Annotated in this window: 13 protein-coding genes and 1 tRNA gene; 6 read left to right on the forward strand and 8 right to left on the reverse strand. The window is 32.9% G+C overall.

Annotation, left to right across the window (positions count from 1 at the left end; genetic code table 11):
* Nucleotides 1-7: 7 nt before the first annotated feature.
* From ACKTTV_RS03875 to rimP, 4 genes are all read right to left on the reverse strand, one after another.
* Entirely contained in the window at nt 8-562 is a 555-nt protein-coding gene (locus ACKTTV_RS03875; protein WP_408029499.1) for a phosphatase PAP2 family protein, read from the reverse strand.
* A gap of 175 nt (nt 563-737) precedes the next feature.
* A complete protein-coding gene (infB, locus tag ACKTTV_RS03880) occupies nt 738-3,710 on the reverse strand; it encodes a translation initiation factor IF-2 (protein ID WP_408029500.1) in 2,973 nt (990 codons plus the stop codon).
* A 112-nt stretch (nt 3,711-3,822) separates the two neighbouring features.
* Nucleotides 3,823-5,079, reverse strand: coding sequence for a transcription termination factor NusA (gene nusA, locus ACKTTV_RS03885; protein ID WP_408029501.1), 1,257 nt, complete (start codon nt 5,077-5,079; stop codon nt 3,823-3,825).
* A 9-nt stretch (nt 5,080-5,088) separates the two neighbouring features.
* Nucleotides 5,089-5,553 carry a ribosome assembly cofactor RimP gene (gene rimP / locus ACKTTV_RS03890; protein ID WP_408029502.1) on the reverse strand — a complete coding sequence of 155 codons (465 nt, stop codon included), beginning with the start codon at nt 5,551-5,553 and terminating at the stop codon, nt 5,089-5,091.
* A gap of 157 nt (nt 5,554-5,710) precedes the next feature.
* Between rimP and ACKTTV_RS03895 the strand changes: the two genes are divergently transcribed.
* From ACKTTV_RS03895 to ACKTTV_RS03910, 4 genes are all read left to right on the forward strand, one after another.
* Nucleotides 5,711-6,538 carry a universal stress protein gene (locus ACKTTV_RS03895; protein ID WP_408029503.1) on the forward strand — a complete coding sequence of 276 codons (828 nt, stop codon included), beginning with the start codon at nt 5,711-5,713 and terminating at the stop codon, nt 6,536-6,538.
* A 187-nt stretch (nt 6,539-6,725) separates the two neighbouring features.
* Complete coding sequence (locus tag ACKTTV_RS03900; protein WP_408029504.1) at nt 6,726-7,349, forward strand: DUF2306 domain-containing protein; 624 nt, start codon at nt 6,726-6,728, stop codon at nt 7,347-7,349.
* Between the two features lie 81 nt (nt 7,350-7,430).
* The gene (locus ACKTTV_RS03905; RefSeq protein WP_408029505.1) at nt 7,431-8,279 is read left to right on the forward strand and encodes a universal stress protein; all 849 of its coding nucleotides are present in this window, start codon (nt 7,431-7,433) and stop codon (nt 8,277-8,279) included.
* A gap of 274 nt (nt 8,280-8,553) precedes the next feature.
* Nucleotides 8,554-8,997, forward strand: a complete 444-nt coding sequence (locus ACKTTV_RS03910) for a hypothetical protein (protein WP_408029506.1) — start codon at nt 8,554-8,556, stop codon at nt 8,995-8,997.
* A gap of 124 nt (nt 8,998-9,121) precedes the next feature.
* Here ACKTTV_RS03910 and ACKTTV_RS03915 read toward each other — a convergent pair.
* A tRNA-Leu gene (locus ACKTTV_RS03915) sits at nt 9,122-9,203 on the reverse strand.
* A 590-nt stretch (nt 9,204-9,793) separates the two neighbouring features.
* Between ACKTTV_RS03915 and ACKTTV_RS03920 the strand changes: the two genes are divergently transcribed.
* Nucleotides 9,794-11,182 (forward strand): dipeptidase, encoded by a 1,389-nt coding sequence (locus tag ACKTTV_RS03920; RefSeq protein WP_408029507.1) that lies wholly within the window; start codon nt 9,794-9,796, stop codon nt 11,180-11,182.
* 6 nt (nt 11,183-11,188) lie between these two features.
* The gene (locus ACKTTV_RS03925; protein ID WP_408029508.1) at nt 11,189-13,519 is read left to right on the forward strand and encodes a S9 family peptidase; all 2,331 of its coding nucleotides are present in this window, start codon (nt 11,189-11,191) and stop codon (nt 13,517-13,519) included.
* A 117-nt stretch (nt 13,520-13,636) separates the two neighbouring features.
* Here the strand turns inward: ACKTTV_RS03925 and ACKTTV_RS03930 are convergent, their stop codons facing one another.
* From ACKTTV_RS03930 to ACKTTV_RS03940, 3 genes are all read right to left on the reverse strand, one after another.
* The gene (locus tag ACKTTV_RS03930) at nt 13,637-14,203 is read right to left on the reverse strand and encodes a hypothetical protein (protein WP_408029509.1); all 567 of its coding nucleotides are present in this window, start codon (nt 14,201-14,203) and stop codon (nt 13,637-13,639) included.
* Between the two features lie 318 nt (nt 14,204-14,521).
* Complete coding sequence (locus tag ACKTTV_RS03935) at nt 14,522-15,220, reverse strand: response regulator transcription factor (RefSeq protein ID WP_408029510.1); 699 nt, start codon at nt 15,218-15,220, stop codon at nt 14,522-14,524.
* On the reverse strand, nt 15,217-16,590 hold the full coding sequence (locus tag ACKTTV_RS03940; RefSeq protein ID WP_408029511.1) for a sensor histidine kinase: 1,374 nt from the start codon (nt 16,588-16,590) through the stop codon (nt 15,217-15,219). Before ACKTTV_RS03940 ends, ACKTTV_RS03935 begins: the two co-directional genes overlap by 4 nt.
* Nucleotides 16,591-16,839: the final 249 nt, after the last annotated feature.

Raw genomic sequence — 16,839 nt, forward strand, 5'->3', positions numbered from 1 at the left:
CTTTTAATTAAAATCGATAGGTTAATCCAACTGTCGTGTATCTATCCATTGTTCCTAGTGATAAACTTATCTTGCTGTCCTTAGTATACTTTTTTGTGAACAAATAAGAAAAACCAGTTCCAATAAGCGCACCTGCCAAAACATCCCATTTATCATGTTTATCGGACTTAATACGAGTATATCCTACGTAAGCTGCAAGCGCATATGCTGGAATACCTACTTTCCATCCGTATCTCTTCTGAAAAAATGCTGCACTCGAAAAGGATATAGCAGTATGTCCTGAAGGAAAACTATTTAAACTCTCCCCATTTGGTCGTTCTTTATCAATAAGTAATTTTAACACATATACAGTGGCAGAAGTTGCCAAAAAACTCTTTGTAAACTGAAGAGTTCCATTGCTTTCATCATCCCATATAAACGTTGAACCCAAAGCTAGTGCTGGTAAAGCTGCTACTAAAACATCTCCTGAAGTTTTATGAAATTTTTGATTACTTGTAAGCGGTTGTTGAGCCCAAGAGTAAAACGAAAATAAAAAAATAATGAAAAAACTGCGTCTAACCATCCAACTGATATCCTATTAAAGTTACAAAACACTTATCATCTTAAGAAAAGCATCAATATACAACTTTTTAAAAATCAATATATTGCAAAAAATTCAAAATTATAAAAAGCACGTTTGCACAAAAAAAAGCTCAGTTTGAATAAACTGAGCTTTTTGAATATAAGGTTTAGGATTATTATTTAAGCTTTTTCTTAACTGCAACTTCAGTATAAGCTTCAATATTATCTCCTTCTTTAATATCGTTGTATCCTTTAATTTGAAGACCACAATCGTACCCTTTGGTAACTTCTTTAACATCGTCTTTGAAACGCTTTAACGAAGCTAATAATCCATCATGAACAACAATTCCTTCTCTAATGATACGAACTTTCGCATCTCTAGTAATCTTACCAGTCATTACCATACATCCTGCAATATTACCAATCTTAGAAATCTTATAAACTTCTCTAATTTCAACATTACCTAGAACTTCTTCTCTCATTTCTGGAGAAAGCATTCCTTCCATTGCATCTTTCAGATCGTTAATTGCATCATAGATGATTGAGTATGTTCTGATATCTACTTCTTCCTTGTCTGCTACAGTTCTTGCATTTCCTTGAGGACGTACATTAAATCCAACAATAATTGCATCAGAAGCAGTTGCTAATAATACATCAGATTCTGTAATTGCACCAACTCCTTTGTGAAGTATGTTTACTTGGATTTCTTCAGTAGATAACTTCTGGAACGAGTCTGTTAAGGCTTCAACAGATCCATCAACGTCTCCTTTAAGAATAATATTCAACTCTTTGAAGTCTCCTAAAGCAATACGACGTCCGATTTCGTCTAATGTTAATGTTTTCTGAGTTCTTACAGACTGCTCACGTTGTAATTGAGAACGTTTTGCTGCAATTTGTTTCGCTTCTCTTTCATCATCAAATACATTGAACTTATCACCTGCTTGTGGAGCACCATCTAGACCAAGAATTGATACCGGAGTTGAAGGCCCTGCTTCTTTTACTTTATTACCTCTTTCGTCAAACATAGCTCTTACTTTACCACTATGTTTTCCAGCTAATAAATAATCTCCGATTTTAAGTGTTCCTGCTTGAACTAAGATAGTAGAAACATATCCTCTACCTTTATCTAATTGTGCCTCTACTACAGTTCCAACTGCATTCTTATTAGGATTTGCTTTCAGCTCTAATACTTCTGCCTCTAACAATACTTTCTCTAATAACTCATCAACTCCTTGACCTGTCTTAGCAGATATTTCTTGTGATTGAATATTACCACCCCAATCCTCAACAAGCAAGTTCATTGCTGATAACTGAGTTTTAATATTATCAGGGTTTGCATTAGGCTTATCAATCTTGTTTATTGCAAAAATGATTGGCACGTTTGCTGCCTGTGCGTGAGAAATAGCTTCTTTTGTTTGAGGCATCACGTCATCATCCGCTGCAATTACAATAATTACTAAATCTGTTACCTGAGCACCACGAGCACGCATTGCCGTAAAGGCTTCGTGACCAGGTGTATCTAAGAATGCTATTTTTTGACCATTGTCTAACGCTACTCCATATGCACCAATGTGCTGTGTAATTCCACCACTTTCACCAGCAATTACATTTGCCTTACGAATGTAGTCAAGTAACGATGTTTTACCATGATCTACGTGTCCCATTACCGTAATAATAGGCGCTCTGTTTAATAAGTCTTCTGGTTTATCAACTACCTCTTCAATAGATTCTTCTACCTCAGCACCTACGAATTCAACTTTATAGTTAAATTCTTCAGCAACAATTTGAAGAGTTTCAGCATCCAAACGTTGGTTCATGGTTACCATCATTCCTAACATCATACATGCAGAAATAATATCTGTAACTGGTTTATCCATCATTGTAGCAACTTCACTAACAGTAACAAACTCTGTTACTTTTAATACTTTGCTTTCTTCTTGCTGTGCTTTTAACTCTGCTTCAGCTTGCTGACGGTGTTGATCTCTTTTATCTCTACGATACTTAGCTCCTTTTCCTTTGTTAGATTTTCCTTGAAGTTTTTCAAGAGTTTCTCTAACTTGTTTTTGGATTTCAGCTTCTGTAAGTTCTTCTTTTTGAACAATAGGTCGTCTTCCTCTGTGGTTTCCTCGGTTATTACCTCCTCTATTGTTTCCTCCTTGACGATTTCCACCCCCTGGACGATTATTTCCTCCTTGACGGTTGTTATTGTTTCCTCCTTGACGGTTATTATTATTACCTTGGTTATTGTTGTTATTACCTTGGTTATTATTACCGCCCGGTTTGTTTACAATTCTTTTACGCTTTCTCTTGTCGCCGTCTTTCTTGTTATCCTTATTATCTGGTTTCTTCTTTTTAGGCCTTTCAAATTGTTTTAAATCAATTTTTTGACCTGTGATTCTAGGACCATCTAATTTTTTATACTGAGTTTTTATTTTCTCAGCATTTTCAGGAGTTACTTCGGCTTGCTTTTCAACAGCCTTAGGCTTATCAACCTTCTTAGCTCTTGACAACTGGCTTTGCTCTACTGCTTTATCTATTTTAGATGCAGCAGGTTTTGAATGCTCTACCTTTGGAGCATTTTCATCTACTTTTCTTATAGGATCTTCTTTTTTCACTATTGGAGCAGGTTCTTCCTTTTTAACAGGAGGAGTAACTTCTTTTTTAGGTTCTGTTACTTCTACTTTTGGTGTTTCTGCTTGTTTGGTTACTTTTTCTTCAACTACTGGTTCTTCTTTCTTTTCAACAACAGGCTCTTCCTTCACTTCTGGCTCGGCCACTACCTCTTTACCTGTGTCAATATTAATCTTACCAACAGTTTTAAGTTCTAATTTAGTTGCTTTGGCTTTTAAAACTTCTTGCTTTTTAGCTTCTTCCTCTAAACGTTTCTTCTCTTGTTCAGCTTCTAATTGTTGGCGAATTGCCTCTTTTTCCTTTCTCTTCTCTTCGCTCACCTCTTTAGAAGCCACCTTCTTAGATTTATCTGTTTGGAATCCATCAAGTAATATTTGATATTCCTTATCAGAAATCTTTGTAGTAGGACGAGCCTCAACCTCATAGCCATTCTTACCCAGGTGTTCCACAGCTCTATCTAAAGAAATGTTTAATTCTCTTAAAACCTTATTTAGTCTTAATTTTTTGCCTTCAGCCATAAATTATCTTATACTTTATTCCTAAAAAGCACACTTTACAATAACCATCATAGTTATGCTTTTTTTCTTTTATCGCTAGTCTTTTAACGGCCACTAGCTCTCCGAAAATATTTTAATCTTCAAATTCTTCTCTAAGAACTTTCTGAACTTCTAATATTGTTTCCTCTTCAAGATCAGTTCTTTGAACTAACATTGAAACGTCTTTTTCTAAAACACTTTTCGCGGTATCCAATCCAATTTTCTTGAATTCTTCAATTACCCACGCTTCAATTTCATCAGAGAATTCTGTTAATTCAACATCTTCTTCTTCAATTCCTTCTCTTTGAACATCTATTTCGTATCCTGTCAATTCACTTGCTAATCTAATGTTAACACCAGCACGTCCAATAGCTTTTGACACTTCCTCTGGCTTTAATAATACATTAACACGTCCTTTCTTTCCATTTTTCTCTTCTTCAAACTTATCAATCGATACTGATAACACTTTTGCTGGACTTAGAGCTCTTGATATAAATAACTGTTCGTTTTTTGTAAAGTTAATTACATCAATATTCTCATTTCCTAGCTCACGAACAATACCGTGAATACGAGATCCTTTTACTCCAACACAAGCTCCAACCGGATCAATTCTATCATCATATGAATCTACAGCTATTTTAGCTTTGTCTCCAGGAATCCTAGCCACTCCTTCGATGGTAATTAATCCATCAAATACTTCAGGTATTTCTTGCTCAAACAATTTCACCAAGAATTTTGGTGCTGTTCTAGATAAGATAATTGCTGGTTTATTCCCTCTTAATTCAACCGATTTAATTACTCCGCGAACTGTATCTCCCTTTCTAAAGAAATCTGAACGAATTTGCTCACTTTTAGGTAAAACAATTTCATTTCCTTCATCATCCAGTAAAATTACGGCATTATGACGAATATGATGTACTTCTGCACTATAAATTTCACCTTCTAGGTCTTTAAATTGCTTAAACACATTCGTGCTATCATGCTCGTGAATCTTAGAAATTAGATTTTGGCGCAGCGCTAATATAGCTCTTCTTCCTAAATCTACTAATTTTACTTCTTCAGAAACATCTTCTCCAATTTCAAAATCAGGCTCTATTTTTCTAGCCTCAGATAATTCGATTTCTTCGTTGTCATCTTCTGACATTCCATCTGCTACTACAACCCTGTTTCTCCAAATCTCTAAATCTCCTTTATCAGGGTTAATAATAATATCAAAATTCTCATCTGATCCAAATCTACGTTTCAAAGCTGCTCTAAACACTTCTTCTAATATAGACATAAGTGTTACCCTATCAATACTCTTGATATCTTTAAACTCCGAAAACGAATCGATTAGCGCAATATTTTCCATCTCATTATCTTAATTAAATATAATCTTCACTTTTGCTTCTTTTATATCTTCATATGGAAAAACCACCGTTTTTTCAACAGTATGTTTTCCCTTTCCTATGGGTTTAGGCTCTCGTGCCTTCCATTGTAAGGTAATATTTTCGTCAGTTACCTCAACTAAACTCCCTTCATACTCTTCAGCATGAGTTTTTACCTTGAGTGTTCTTCCTTGATTCTTCTTATACTGACGTTTTTGAACCAAAGGGTGAGCGATATCTGGTGTAGTAACTTCCAATGCGAAATCTTCCTCCTCACGATCTAAATTATGCTCAATATTTCTACTGATTCGAACACACTCGTTCAAAGGTACACCTTCATCACCGTCAACAATAACTTTTATCTTATTATTTTCAAGAAACTGTAAATCTATCAAAAACAACGAGTTATTTTCATCAAGAGCTTCCTGTAATAATTCTCTTACTCTTTCCTGATTCATTTTAGATATAAAAAGAGGGGACTTTCGTCCCCTGCATTTAATAATTCTTTAAATTCCTTGCAAATATACTAACTTATTACTTAACACGCAAATAGTTTTTCTCTTAAATATTTTGTATTTTTATGGTGTTACTCTCTTCTCTAACCCCACATACAATATGAAAAAAATATTGATTCCAATAGATTTTTCTAAGCACTCCGAGTACGCCTGTGTTCTTGCTTCGAAAATTGCCAAAAAGGCTAAAAGCGAAATTCATTTAGTCCATATGGTAGAACTGCCTTCAGGTATTGTTGATATGGGTGCTGGAAGTAACTTCAGTATACCAGAAAGTATGCTTTACCTTAAAAAGGTTAAAGACAAACTTGTTGACATCAAGGCGAAATACTTTGATGAATTCGAAGATATTCAACATTCTATACGTTTTCAAAACCCCTTTGAAGGTATTCGCGACTATTCTCAAAAAATTAAACCAGATTTAATTGTCATGGGATCAAAAGGGCAAACCGCTCTAAAAGAAATGATTATTGGCTCAAACACAGAAAAAACCATTGCCAGTATGAACATCCCCGTGTTAATCACTAAAAAAAATGATGCCAAATTTAAGTTCAAAAAAATGGTTTTCGCCTCAACCTTCGAAAAAGACGAAGCAAAAGCCTTTGAAGGATTCTTAGAATTCACTCGTTTTTTCAATAGTAAACTTTATTTACTTAAAGTGAACACTCCCAAGAATTTTGAAGACTCTATTGATTCAAAAAACAAGGTTGAAAAATTCATCAAAAAATATGACATTGAAAAGTACTCAATACACGTGTACAATAGTAAATCGGTTCCACGAGGAATCTTAAACTTTTCAACAGACAAAGAAGTTGATTTAATATCGATAGCAACACATGGAAGAACTGGTCTTTCAAAATATTTAAACGGAAGTATTTCAATGAGTCTTTCAAAGAACGTTGTAAAGCCTGTTTTAACTTTTAAGGTATAAAAAACTTAAAGACAAACACTAAATTAAAAAGCCTTCAGAAACCTGAAGGTTTTTTAATTTTATAATAGTATTAATCAAACAAAAGAACAATTGCCCCTTAAAAAACGACAATTGAGTAAAAAAATAATACAAAAATGAATTCTTTACCCCAACTTTGAATCAATTAAAAAGATAAAAAAGGACTAGAATGATCTCTGTTTTAATATTTACTCATGCAACTCTCGGAGGAACAGCATTGGTTTCTGGGTTAATATCAATGCTTGTAAAAAAAGGAAATAACACTCATAAAAGATCTGGTCTTGTATTCTTTTATTCTATGACTCTATGTGCCCTATCTGCAATGACTATTTCTGTTCTACCAAATCATGTTAATCCTTTTCTATTCTCTATAGGAATTTTTAGCTTATACTTTGTTTTGACCGGAAAAAGAGCTTTGAATTTTAAAAAACAAAAAAACAACTTACGAATTGACAGACTCATATCAATATCCATGATCTTTACAGGTATTTTAATGATTTTACTTCCCATCATAACAATGAGAAGTATAAATATTGTTCTCCTCGTTTTTGCCGTTATAGGAATAAGCTTTTCTATTAGAGATTTAATCTTGTTCTCCAAGCCTCAAAAATTAAAAAATGGATGGTTAAAATTGCACTTAGGAAAAATGGTTGGTGCATACATATCTGCCTCAACGGCATTCGTTGTAGTTAATGAATTACTACCCAGTTTTTATGGTTGGTTTATTCCAGGAATTATTGGCAGTATTATAATAACATATTGGCTAAGAAAAGTAAGCTATAACATACCGTAAAACCATTAAAAATTAAGGCCAATTTTGTATCTTTGTATACACACATAAACGCGATCGATTTATTGGTAATGATGGTGGGTTTTGAGCATATCGATCGAAACTTTTTTAACCACATACTACATGAATAAAATATTATTTCCTACGGATTTTTCAGAAGCAGCTCACAAAGCATTTGAATACGCTATTGAGATAGCAAAAAAGGCCAATTCCAAACTTGATGTTATCCATACATATCCTGAACCTCATAAAGGTAAAGAGCTGTATATGGATTCGGCAGAACTGCGTAAAGCCAGAAAAGAGCGTCAAAATGAAATGCAAGTAAAAATAGATGCATTTACAAAGCCGTATGACTCAAAATATATCGGCAGCAAAATTATATTCCCTTCGGATGACTCAACTGACGAAGTTGTAGCAAGAAGTAAACGTAATTACGACCTTATTATAATGGGAACCAAAGGCGAAAGAAATGCCTTAGACAAAATTGTGGGTAGCTTTACAACTAACACCATGATGAACGCACACTGTCCAGTTCTTGCTATTCCTAGTGATAGTACATTTAAAAACATTAACACAATCACATATTCAACTTCCCTTAATGAAGATGATAAAAACTTTACAAAGTCATTATCCGAATTTACTAATATATTCCAAGCAACTATCGAACACCTTCATGTAATGGAAGATTCGGAAGAAAAAGTGCATGACCATTTAAAAGCAAAGGGACTATCTCCAGACGACAGCAATATCCATCTTGTAAAGAACGATTCTGTCATGGATGGTGTAGAAGATTACTTAAACAATAGCAAGACAGATATTTTAGCTTTATTCATTCCGAAACGATCTTTTATTGATAAGCTATTTCATAGAAGTGTAACCAAAGAATTGACATTTCATGCTGCCTTACCTTTGTTTGTATACAGAGAGAAGTAAAGAGAATTAAAAAACAAGTTATAATAAATCAAAAAACCTTCAGAGTTTCTGAAGGTTTTTTTTAGTACGGGTGAAGAAAATAGAAACCGGCATCTAATGGTATTCAACCTCACAACAACAAAACATCTCACAATCATCCCAACTATTCTAAATATTACATAAGAAAAAGGTAAAATTACTTTGGTTTGGAACAAAATTTGAGAAGTGTTTCACAGTATAAAAAATGAAGTATGGTGGAGACGATTGAAATTAGATTAATATTAAAAAAAACAATATGAGAAGACTTATTTTACTTATTATGCTTTTATCTACTGTGAGTATTTTTTCACAAAAAATAAAATTTAAAAAAGGAATGGTTTATAAAGATGAACAACCGTTTATGACCTATACAACCTCCGGTATCTTTGGGCAAAACGGTTTTATGGTTAAAGAGTTAGGTCCATATGGAGAGAGCATTATCTTTAGGAATAAAAAAATAACCTACGAAGACGGATCTACGGTCCATTACAAAAGAATAATGTTTCCTTCATTAGGTAATGGAGCTTTCCTAGAAGTTTCTTCTGGGTTAAGAGGCAGAAGAGGATTTATAAGATGGCTAATAAAGAATGAGATTTTAGATTTCTCGGGAAGAATAATTTATGAAAATGTTAGGAGTTTCATCCATTTACATGATGAAAGACTTTCTGCTCACAGAAACACATTTTACAGAGGGCTTTAAGAATAAAGTTTATCAAACACCTACAAATCGACCGGTAAAAATTAAGTAGCGAACTATTTTAAGAAGAACTTACCAAAAAACCTAACACATAAAAAAACCTTCAGGAATCCTGAAGGTTTTTTAGTACGGGTGAAGGGAGTCGAACCCCCACGCCTTGCGGCACTAGATCCTAAGTCTAGCGTGTCTACCAATTCCACCACACCCGCGTGTTTTTGAATTGTGCGTGCAAATATACACAAACTATTCAAATATCAAACACAAATTATTAGGTTTTACAGCATTGACTTTCTATAAAACTGTAAATCAGAATTTTTCAGCATAAAAAAAGCTCTCGAACGAGAGCTTACAACTAAATTCTATTTTAAAACCCTTCTAAAAATTTTAAATAGATCGCTAATGCATGGCAAACATAAATAGTTTCTTTAGAGCTTGTGTTAACTTAGTATTACCTGTTTCTTAAAAATAAGTCAAAAACATTTCCTTTTTGAGATTGTTAGAGGGAACTGTTTTTTAGAAGAAATTAAAATAGCTACTTACATTAATTTAGAAACAGAAGGTGAACTCTTTTAAACTTTTTCTATTTGCTAAAAAATTGCTTTTTTCAGTCCTTTAATTGTCTTTTTCTCTTTCCATTACTCTGTTATGCAATTCAAAAAAGCCTTCAACAATACTTAAAACTTCTAATTCTCGCTTAAACACAAAAAATTCAAACGAGTTCAGTTACAAAAGGTCGCATAGATTACAGAATTTAAATTCAAAAAAAATCTGTTAACTTAGCGTACTTAATTATTTTACAATGCAAACTATTCAAGACTACATAGCCAACCATAAACAGCGCTTTTTAGACGAGCTTATTGAGCTTCTCAAAATACCATCAGTAAGTGCTGATCCTGCTTTTAACCAAGATGTACTTAATACAGCCGACAGTATAAAAAATAGCTTAGAAAAGGCTGGTTGCGACAAAGTTGAAATTTGTGAAACCCCTGGATATCCTATTGTTTATGGAGAAAAAATTATAGATCCTAAGCTACCAACCGTGTTAGTTTATGGGCATTATGATGTTCAACCTGCAGATCCAATTGATTTATGGGATTCTCCTCCTTTTGAACCTATTATTAAGGAAACGGATATTCATCCTGAGGGAGCAATCTTTGCAAGAGGAGCTTGTGATGACAAAGGTCAAATGTACATGCATGTAAAAGCTTTGGAATATATGACTCAAACAGGAAACCTTCCTTGTAATGTAAAGTTTATGATAGAAGGAGAGGAAGAAGTTGGATCAGAAAGCTTAGCATGGTTTGTTCCTAGAAACAAAGAAAAATTAGCCAATGATGTTATCTTGATCTCTGATACAGGAATGATTGCTAATAACATTCCTTCTATAACTACTGGTTTAAGAGGTTTAAGTTATGTTGAAGTTGAAGTAACTGGACCTAATAGAGACTTACATTCAGGACTATATGGAGGTGCTGTTGCCAATCCAATTAACGTATTAACGAAAATGATTGCATCATTGCATGATGAGAACAAACATATTACTATTCCTGGTTTCTATGATAAAGTTGAAGAATTATCAAGAGAGGAGCGAGATGAAATGGCAAAAGCTCCTTTTTCTTTAGAGGAATATAAAAACGCTTTAGATATTGATGCGGTATATGGAGAAGAAGGTTTTTCAACGAACGAACGAAATTCTATCCGACCTACATTAGATGTTAATGGAATTTGGGGTGGTTATACTGGTGAAGGAGCAAAAACCGTTATAGCTAGTAAAGCCTACGCCAAAATTTCAATGCGACTAGTTCCAAATCAAGAATGGAGAGAGATTACTGAGCTATTTAAAAACCATTTCGAAAGCATTGCTCCAAAAGGAGTTAAAGTTAAAGTAACTCCACATCATGGAGGACAAGGCTATGTAACCCCAATTGATAATATAGGCTATCAGGCGGCAAGCAAAGCTTATGAAGAAACATTTGGTGTTACTCCTATCCCACAACGCAGTGGAGGTAGTATTCCAATTGTTGCTTTATTTGAAGAAGAATTAAAAAGTAAAACTATTTTAATGGGATTCGGCTTAAACTCTGATGCTATTCACTCACCAAACGAACATTTTGGTGTTTGGAATTATCTGAAAGGTATCGAAACCATTCCATATTTCTATAAATATTTCACGGATTTATCGAATTAAAAAAGCATGAAAGCAACCAAATTTAATCTTACTACATTACTATTAGGCTCACTACTATTTTTTAGCTGTTCAAAATCTGAAGAAAAATCGAAGCAACGAACTTCTGAGGAATATGAACAAGCAGCAAAGCATATGGATAGAAGCTTATATGGCTTAGTTTACAACCAAGTTAAGAGAAGCTCTTTCTTTAATGAAAGTCACCTTATATATTCAACCGACAACAAAAATGGAAAAAAGTTTGTTCTAGTTGATATAAAGGCGAAAACTAAAAAAGAAGCTTTTGATCATGATAAGCTTGCAAAGAGTTTGTCAAAAGAACTAAACCAAGAAATAGAAAAAAACGATCTATCTATCTATCAAGTTTCCTTTTCGAACGATTTGAAAACTTTAAACTTTAGTTTTAATGGAAATGAGTTTTCTTGTAATATGGAAAACTATGCGCTTTCGAAAAAAACAACGGAAACAAAGAAAACCTATAGAAATGAACACGTTTCTCCCAATGGTAAATTAGCTGCCTATATTGACAACTACAATCTATGGGTTAGAGATTTAGAAACAAATGAGAAGAAGCAATTAACTTTTGATGGAGAAAAGCATTATGGTTATGCAACCAATAACGCTGGTTGGATAAAAAATGATGGAGCTGTTTTAAAATGGTCTCCTAACTCTGATAAAATTGCCACTTTCCAACAAGATTCAAGAGAAGTGGGAATGATGTTTTTAACCTCAACAAATGTAGGTCATCCAAGACTTGAAGCATGGAAGCACCCTCTTCCAGGAGATGAACATATTTTTACAATTGAAAGAGTAATTATTCACTTAGGAACAAAACCTAAAGTGGTACGTTTAAAAATGGATAAAGATTTCCAAAGGGGAAGTACTACAGATCATATTGCAGGATGGGATAATGAGTTGCTAGATGCTCAATGGAATGAAGATGGCTCTAAATTTGCTTTTGTTTCTGGATCAAGAGATCATAAAGTTGCTCACTTACAAATCGCTGATACGCAAACAGGGAATGTAAAATCTATTCATAAAGAAGAAGTTGAAACGTACTATGAATCAGGTGTAGATGCAGAGAATTGGAAAGTGTTATTTGATTCGAATGAATTTATTTGGTATTCTGAAAAAAGTAATTGGGGACATATTTATTTATATGATCTAACTACAAAACAGTTAAAAAATCAAATTACTTCAGGTGATTGGATTGTTAAACAAGTCAAAAAGGTAGATTCAAAGAATAGAAAAATCTACTTTACCGCTGGAGGAAAAGAAACAGGTAATCCTTATCATAACTATTACTACAGCGTTAACTTTGATGGCTCTGATTTAAAAAACTTAACTCCAGACAAGGGAACGCACTCCGTTAAATTCTCTGATGATTACTCTTATTTTGTAGACACATATTCAACTACAACAACCCCTCCTATTTCTGTTTTAAGAAATAACTCTGGAGAGAAGATATTAGACTTGGAGGTCGCAGATATTTCAGCATTAAAGGAAAAAAACTGGCAAGAACCTATAGAGTTTTCGGTAAAAGCACGTGATAACAAAACAGATATTTATGGAATCATGTGCATTCCTAGTCATTATGACGAAAGTAAAAAGTATCCTATTTTGAATTACATTTATCCTGGTCCACAATCTGGAAGTGTTGGGAACTACCAATTCAGACCAGTTTGGAGAGATTTTCAAGCAGTAGCAGAGTTAGGTTTTGTGGTAGTTGCTGTTGACGCTATGGGAACCCCGATGAGATCAAAATCTTTTCATGATGCCTATTATGGAAATATGGGCGATAATGGGTTACCAGACAACATAACGGCGATTAAGCAATTGGCTCAAAAATATAAAGGGATGGATATAGATCGTGTAGGAATTTGGGGGCACTCTGGAGGTGGTTTTGCTTCCACCCGTGCTGTTTTTGCTTATCCCGATTTTTACGATGTTGCGGTTTCTGGTGCTGGAAATCATGATAACAGAAACTACGAAGCTGATTGGGGTGAAAAATGGCAAGGTCTTTTACAGAAAGAAACCTTAGATGGAGTTGAGTCTACAAACTACGAAAATCAAGCCAATCAGTTAATTGCTGAAAACCTAAAAGGAAAACTCCTAATAACACATGGAAGTATGGATGACAATGTTCCTCCTTCAAATACGATGCTGGTTGTTGAAGCTTTAATTAAAGCTAATAAAGACTTTGATATGATACTTTTTCCTAACAAAAGACATGGTTATGGAAATATGACTAAGTACATGACCAGAAAGCGTTGGGATTATTTTGTAACTCATTTAAGAAAAGAAATACCCCCAAAAGAATTCGATCTTTCAAAACTTTAGTTAACAATAAAAGACATCGTACCTCTATAAGAATCTTATAGAAATACGTTCATAAAACCAATAAAACTCCCATTTTTATTCTCTAAAATTGGGAGTTTTTTTATAAAGAACCAGAACTTATTGCTGACCTCTTTCATAGTTTTTCTTAGCTCTTTCATATTCTCTTTTGGCTCTCTCTAATCTTCTTTTTGCATTTTCTTTACGGGCTTGTTCTGATTTAAGCATGCTTTCACCATTAATCACATACTTTAGCTCATTTCCAATCCTCACTACCTTTTCTTGAAAACCTTTTGAAGTCATTTCTTTATCTGCATAAATTCTAACAAAACCTTCACTTACCTTACATTTAAAGACTTCTTCGTTGTTTTTTAAAATACTCCAAAAAGAAGACCCGTTGGTATTTGTAAATTTCATATCTCTAAACTTTTTCTGAAGAAAGTTTCTTACATCCATAGTTAATTCTTCATTAAAAGAAGCTCTGAATTTATAGGTTGTATTTGTACTTTTTACCGAAATAGAACTAGAACTGCTACGTTTACCTCTATTCGTAGAAGTATTGTATGAATAGCTTCTCTCCTCAGTATTACTATGTACGTGAGTTGGTGGTTGTGGAGGCTCTGGTGTTTCTTGAGCTTTTACAAAAATTGATGTTAAAAAAAATACTAAACACATTAAAGTTCTCATAATTATTAATTTTAAAGTTATACGTTGTTTTTAAGCATTAGGGTAACTGTTCCTGTAAAAGACAATACAGAAACCCTTTATTTTTATATGTTTAAATGATTATTCTATTTTGTTTTAGATTCTCTTATATTTCTATTATTGAAATGTCAGTTCGAGTGTTTTTTACTAAGTGCTAACGAAGTAAAAAATGTATCGAGAACATTATACAATTAGTAGTAGAGAACACTTCTCGATACAAAATTATCCTTCATTTCATTTCAAATAATTTTACTCGAAGTGACAAACCTGATTACACGAAATCAATATTTTAAAATGGTATTATTCTTTAGTAGATGTTAACTTAAATTCGAGACCTACTCCTCTTATACTTTCAATTTTAATCGAAGAATCTTCCTTAAAATATTTTCGTAATCGACTAATAAATACATCCATACTTCTTCCTGTGAAAAAATCGTCAGTTCCCCAAACTGCTTGTAATATTTTATCTCTCTTCAACAATTGATTTTTATGTTGAAACAAAAACTGAATAAGTTGCGCTTCTTTTTCAGTTAATCGTTGGACTGCCTCTTTGTTTTTCAGTTCAAGTTTTTCTTGACTAAATTGATATTGCCCAATAGTAATATTGCTCTTTGAAAAATAAACTGTGCTTTTTTTTCGAGTTCTTTTGATAATATTTTGCAGGCGAAGAATAAGCTCCTCCGCTTCAAAAGGTTTTATAATATAATCGTCTGCTCCCAATTTCAGTCCTTTTATTTTATCTTCCTTTTGACTCCTTGCTGTTAAAAACACAAAAGGCATTTCAGGGTCTTGTTCTATCACTTTCTCAGCGAGTGAAAAACCATCTAACTTAGGCATCATAACATCAAAAACACAGATATCAAATTCGTTTTTATGAAACACTTCTAAAGCTTCTTCTCCATCTTTTGCCCAAGTAACCTTAAACTCGTATAAGCTTAAATATTGTTTCAAAATATTACCAAAATCAATATCATCTTCTGCTAGTAAAACTGTCTTCATCTTATAGGAATTTTAATAGTTACTATTGTTCCTTTAGAAAGTTGACTATCTAAAGTAATGCTTCCGTTATGAGCTTTTACTATTTGGTTTACATAATACAAGCCCAAACCCAAACCTTTTACATTATGGACTGTATTATTATCTATTCTATAAAATTTATCAAAGACTTTCATAAGTTGATTTCTAGCGATTCCGATCCCATTATCCTCTATTTTGATACAAAAGTCTTTTAATGATTTATCTGTAGAAATTAGAATCCTATTTGCTCCATATTTTATAGCATTATCTAAGACATTCAGTATAGCCGTATTAAATTGAAACCTATCTACTATAAGCTCAGTATCTTCTTTAGAAAAGTTACTAGAAATAATAATATTATGATGTTGTAATTGATAATCATTAATTAGGTTCTCCAGCCATACCTTCGGAAACACTTTCTCTTTTTCCAGTTGAATATCTTCAAAACCAAGTGAGTTATTTACTACCTGATCAATTAAATTTTGTAGTCGATTTCTTTGTCTATCAATAGTGCCTATTGTAGATTCTAAAATAGCTTCGTTTTTCCGAATGTTTTTATCTTGTAATGTTTTCGTAGCAATACTCAAGGTAGCTAAAGGGGTTTTAAGCTCATGGGTAATATTATTTACGAAATCTGTTTTTATATCTGCATTTTTTTTCTGCTTTATAAAAGAATAAAAAGCATATACAAAGAGTATAATAATTGTTACTATTGAACCAATACTTGCTAATAATACCCAAAACATGCGTTTTAAAACTTCCATTCTCCAATTCTCAACATCTACATAGCTGTTTGTTGTTATCACAAAACCAAGTTTTTCATCTTTAACAGACAAGTTACTTTTTTCTTCTTTGGAAGAACTCATGGAAGACCATTCTCCTTTATTAATATGATACCTTGTAGTTTCATTTAAAGAATCTCCGAAGAGTAATACTGGTTCATTTTTAATACTTATTAAGGTATCTTTTCCTAATTCATTAATAAGTATAGCACTTGTAATATTCTTCTGATACGCTATTGGAAATGCTAGTTCTTTACTTTCTATAGCTTTCTTAAAATAGTTTTTAAACCTTTCATTTAAGCTATCTCTCTTTTTATAAAACAATGTAAATAACTTTTCATTAGAATTAAAAGGATCTTCATATTCTATAACAACCTGTTTTAAAATTGTTGCATACGCTTCATCCCATTCGTCAGTTTTTTCTAGAAACTTGAGCTCTTGTTTCATTTCTTTAAAGAAAGCATCGCGCTGTAACTTAAAGGTATTTTCTATTAACGAATATTGAATAACCGATAAAACAACTAAGGCTATAATAGAAGCTATGATTAATATGTTTATTCTTGTTTTCACATTTCAAAAGTAATGGAAAGTTTAAACAAACAACTATAAAACAGAACCGTTAACCTAGCGTTAACCGTTAACAATTCCATTAACATAAAACATTATAAAGAAAAATATCGCCTTCCGCAAACCTCAAACTCCTTCAATCTAAGAAGGAATTAAGAAGAAAAAAATCGCTTTTTGAATATTTTAACATCTCTACATTTATAGAATTAAAATTTATTTCTACATTTGTAGAGTAAATTCTAAATATGTAGA

The organism is Tenacibaculum xiamenense (assembly GCF_964513065.1).
Classification (GTDB): Bacteria; Bacteroidota; Bacteroidia; order Flavobacteriales; family Flavobacteriaceae; genus Polaribacter; species Polaribacter xiamenense.

What these genes read in the sequence shown, in the direction of transcription:
- ACKTTV_RS03875 (WP_408029499.1), bottom strand. Translation starts at nt 562, where the DNA reads ATGGTTAGACGCAGTTTTTTCATTATTTTTTTATTTTCGTTTTACTCT.
- infB (WP_408029500.1), bottom strand. Translation starts at nt 3,710, where the DNA reads ATGGCTGAAGGCAAAAAATTAAGACTAAATAAGGTTTTAAGAGAATTA.
- nusA (WP_408029501.1), bottom strand. Translation starts at nt 5,079, where the DNA reads ATGGAAAATATTGCGCTAATCGATTCGTTTTCGGAGTTTAAAGATATC.
- rimP (WP_408029502.1), bottom strand. Translation starts at nt 5,553, where the DNA reads ATGAATCAGGAAAGAGTAAGAGAATTATTACAGGAAGCTCTTGATGAA.
- ACKTTV_RS03895 (WP_408029503.1), top strand. Translation starts at nt 5,711, where the DNA reads ATGAAAAAAATATTGATTCCAATAGATTTTTCTAAGCACTCCGAGTAC.
- ACKTTV_RS03900 (WP_408029504.1), top strand. Translation starts at nt 6,726, where the DNA reads ATGATCTCTGTTTTAATATTTACTCATGCAACTCTCGGAGGAACAGCA.
- ACKTTV_RS03910 (WP_408029506.1), top strand. Translation starts at nt 8,554, where the DNA reads ATGAGAAGACTTATTTTACTTATTATGCTTTTATCTACTGTGAGTATT.
- ACKTTV_RS03920 (WP_408029507.1), top strand. Translation starts at nt 9,794, where the DNA reads ATGCAAACTATTCAAGACTACATAGCCAACCATAAACAGCGCTTTTTA.
- ACKTTV_RS03925 (WP_408029508.1), top strand. Translation starts at nt 11,189, where the DNA reads ATGAAAGCAACCAAATTTAATCTTACTACATTACTATTAGGCTCACTA.
- ACKTTV_RS03930 (WP_408029509.1), bottom strand. Translation starts at nt 14,203, where the DNA reads ATGAGAACTTTAATGTGTTTAGTATTTTTTTTAACATCAATTTTTGTA.
- ACKTTV_RS03935 (WP_408029510.1), bottom strand. Translation starts at nt 15,220, where the DNA reads ATGAAGACAGTTTTACTAGCAGAAGATGATATTGATTTTGGTAATATT.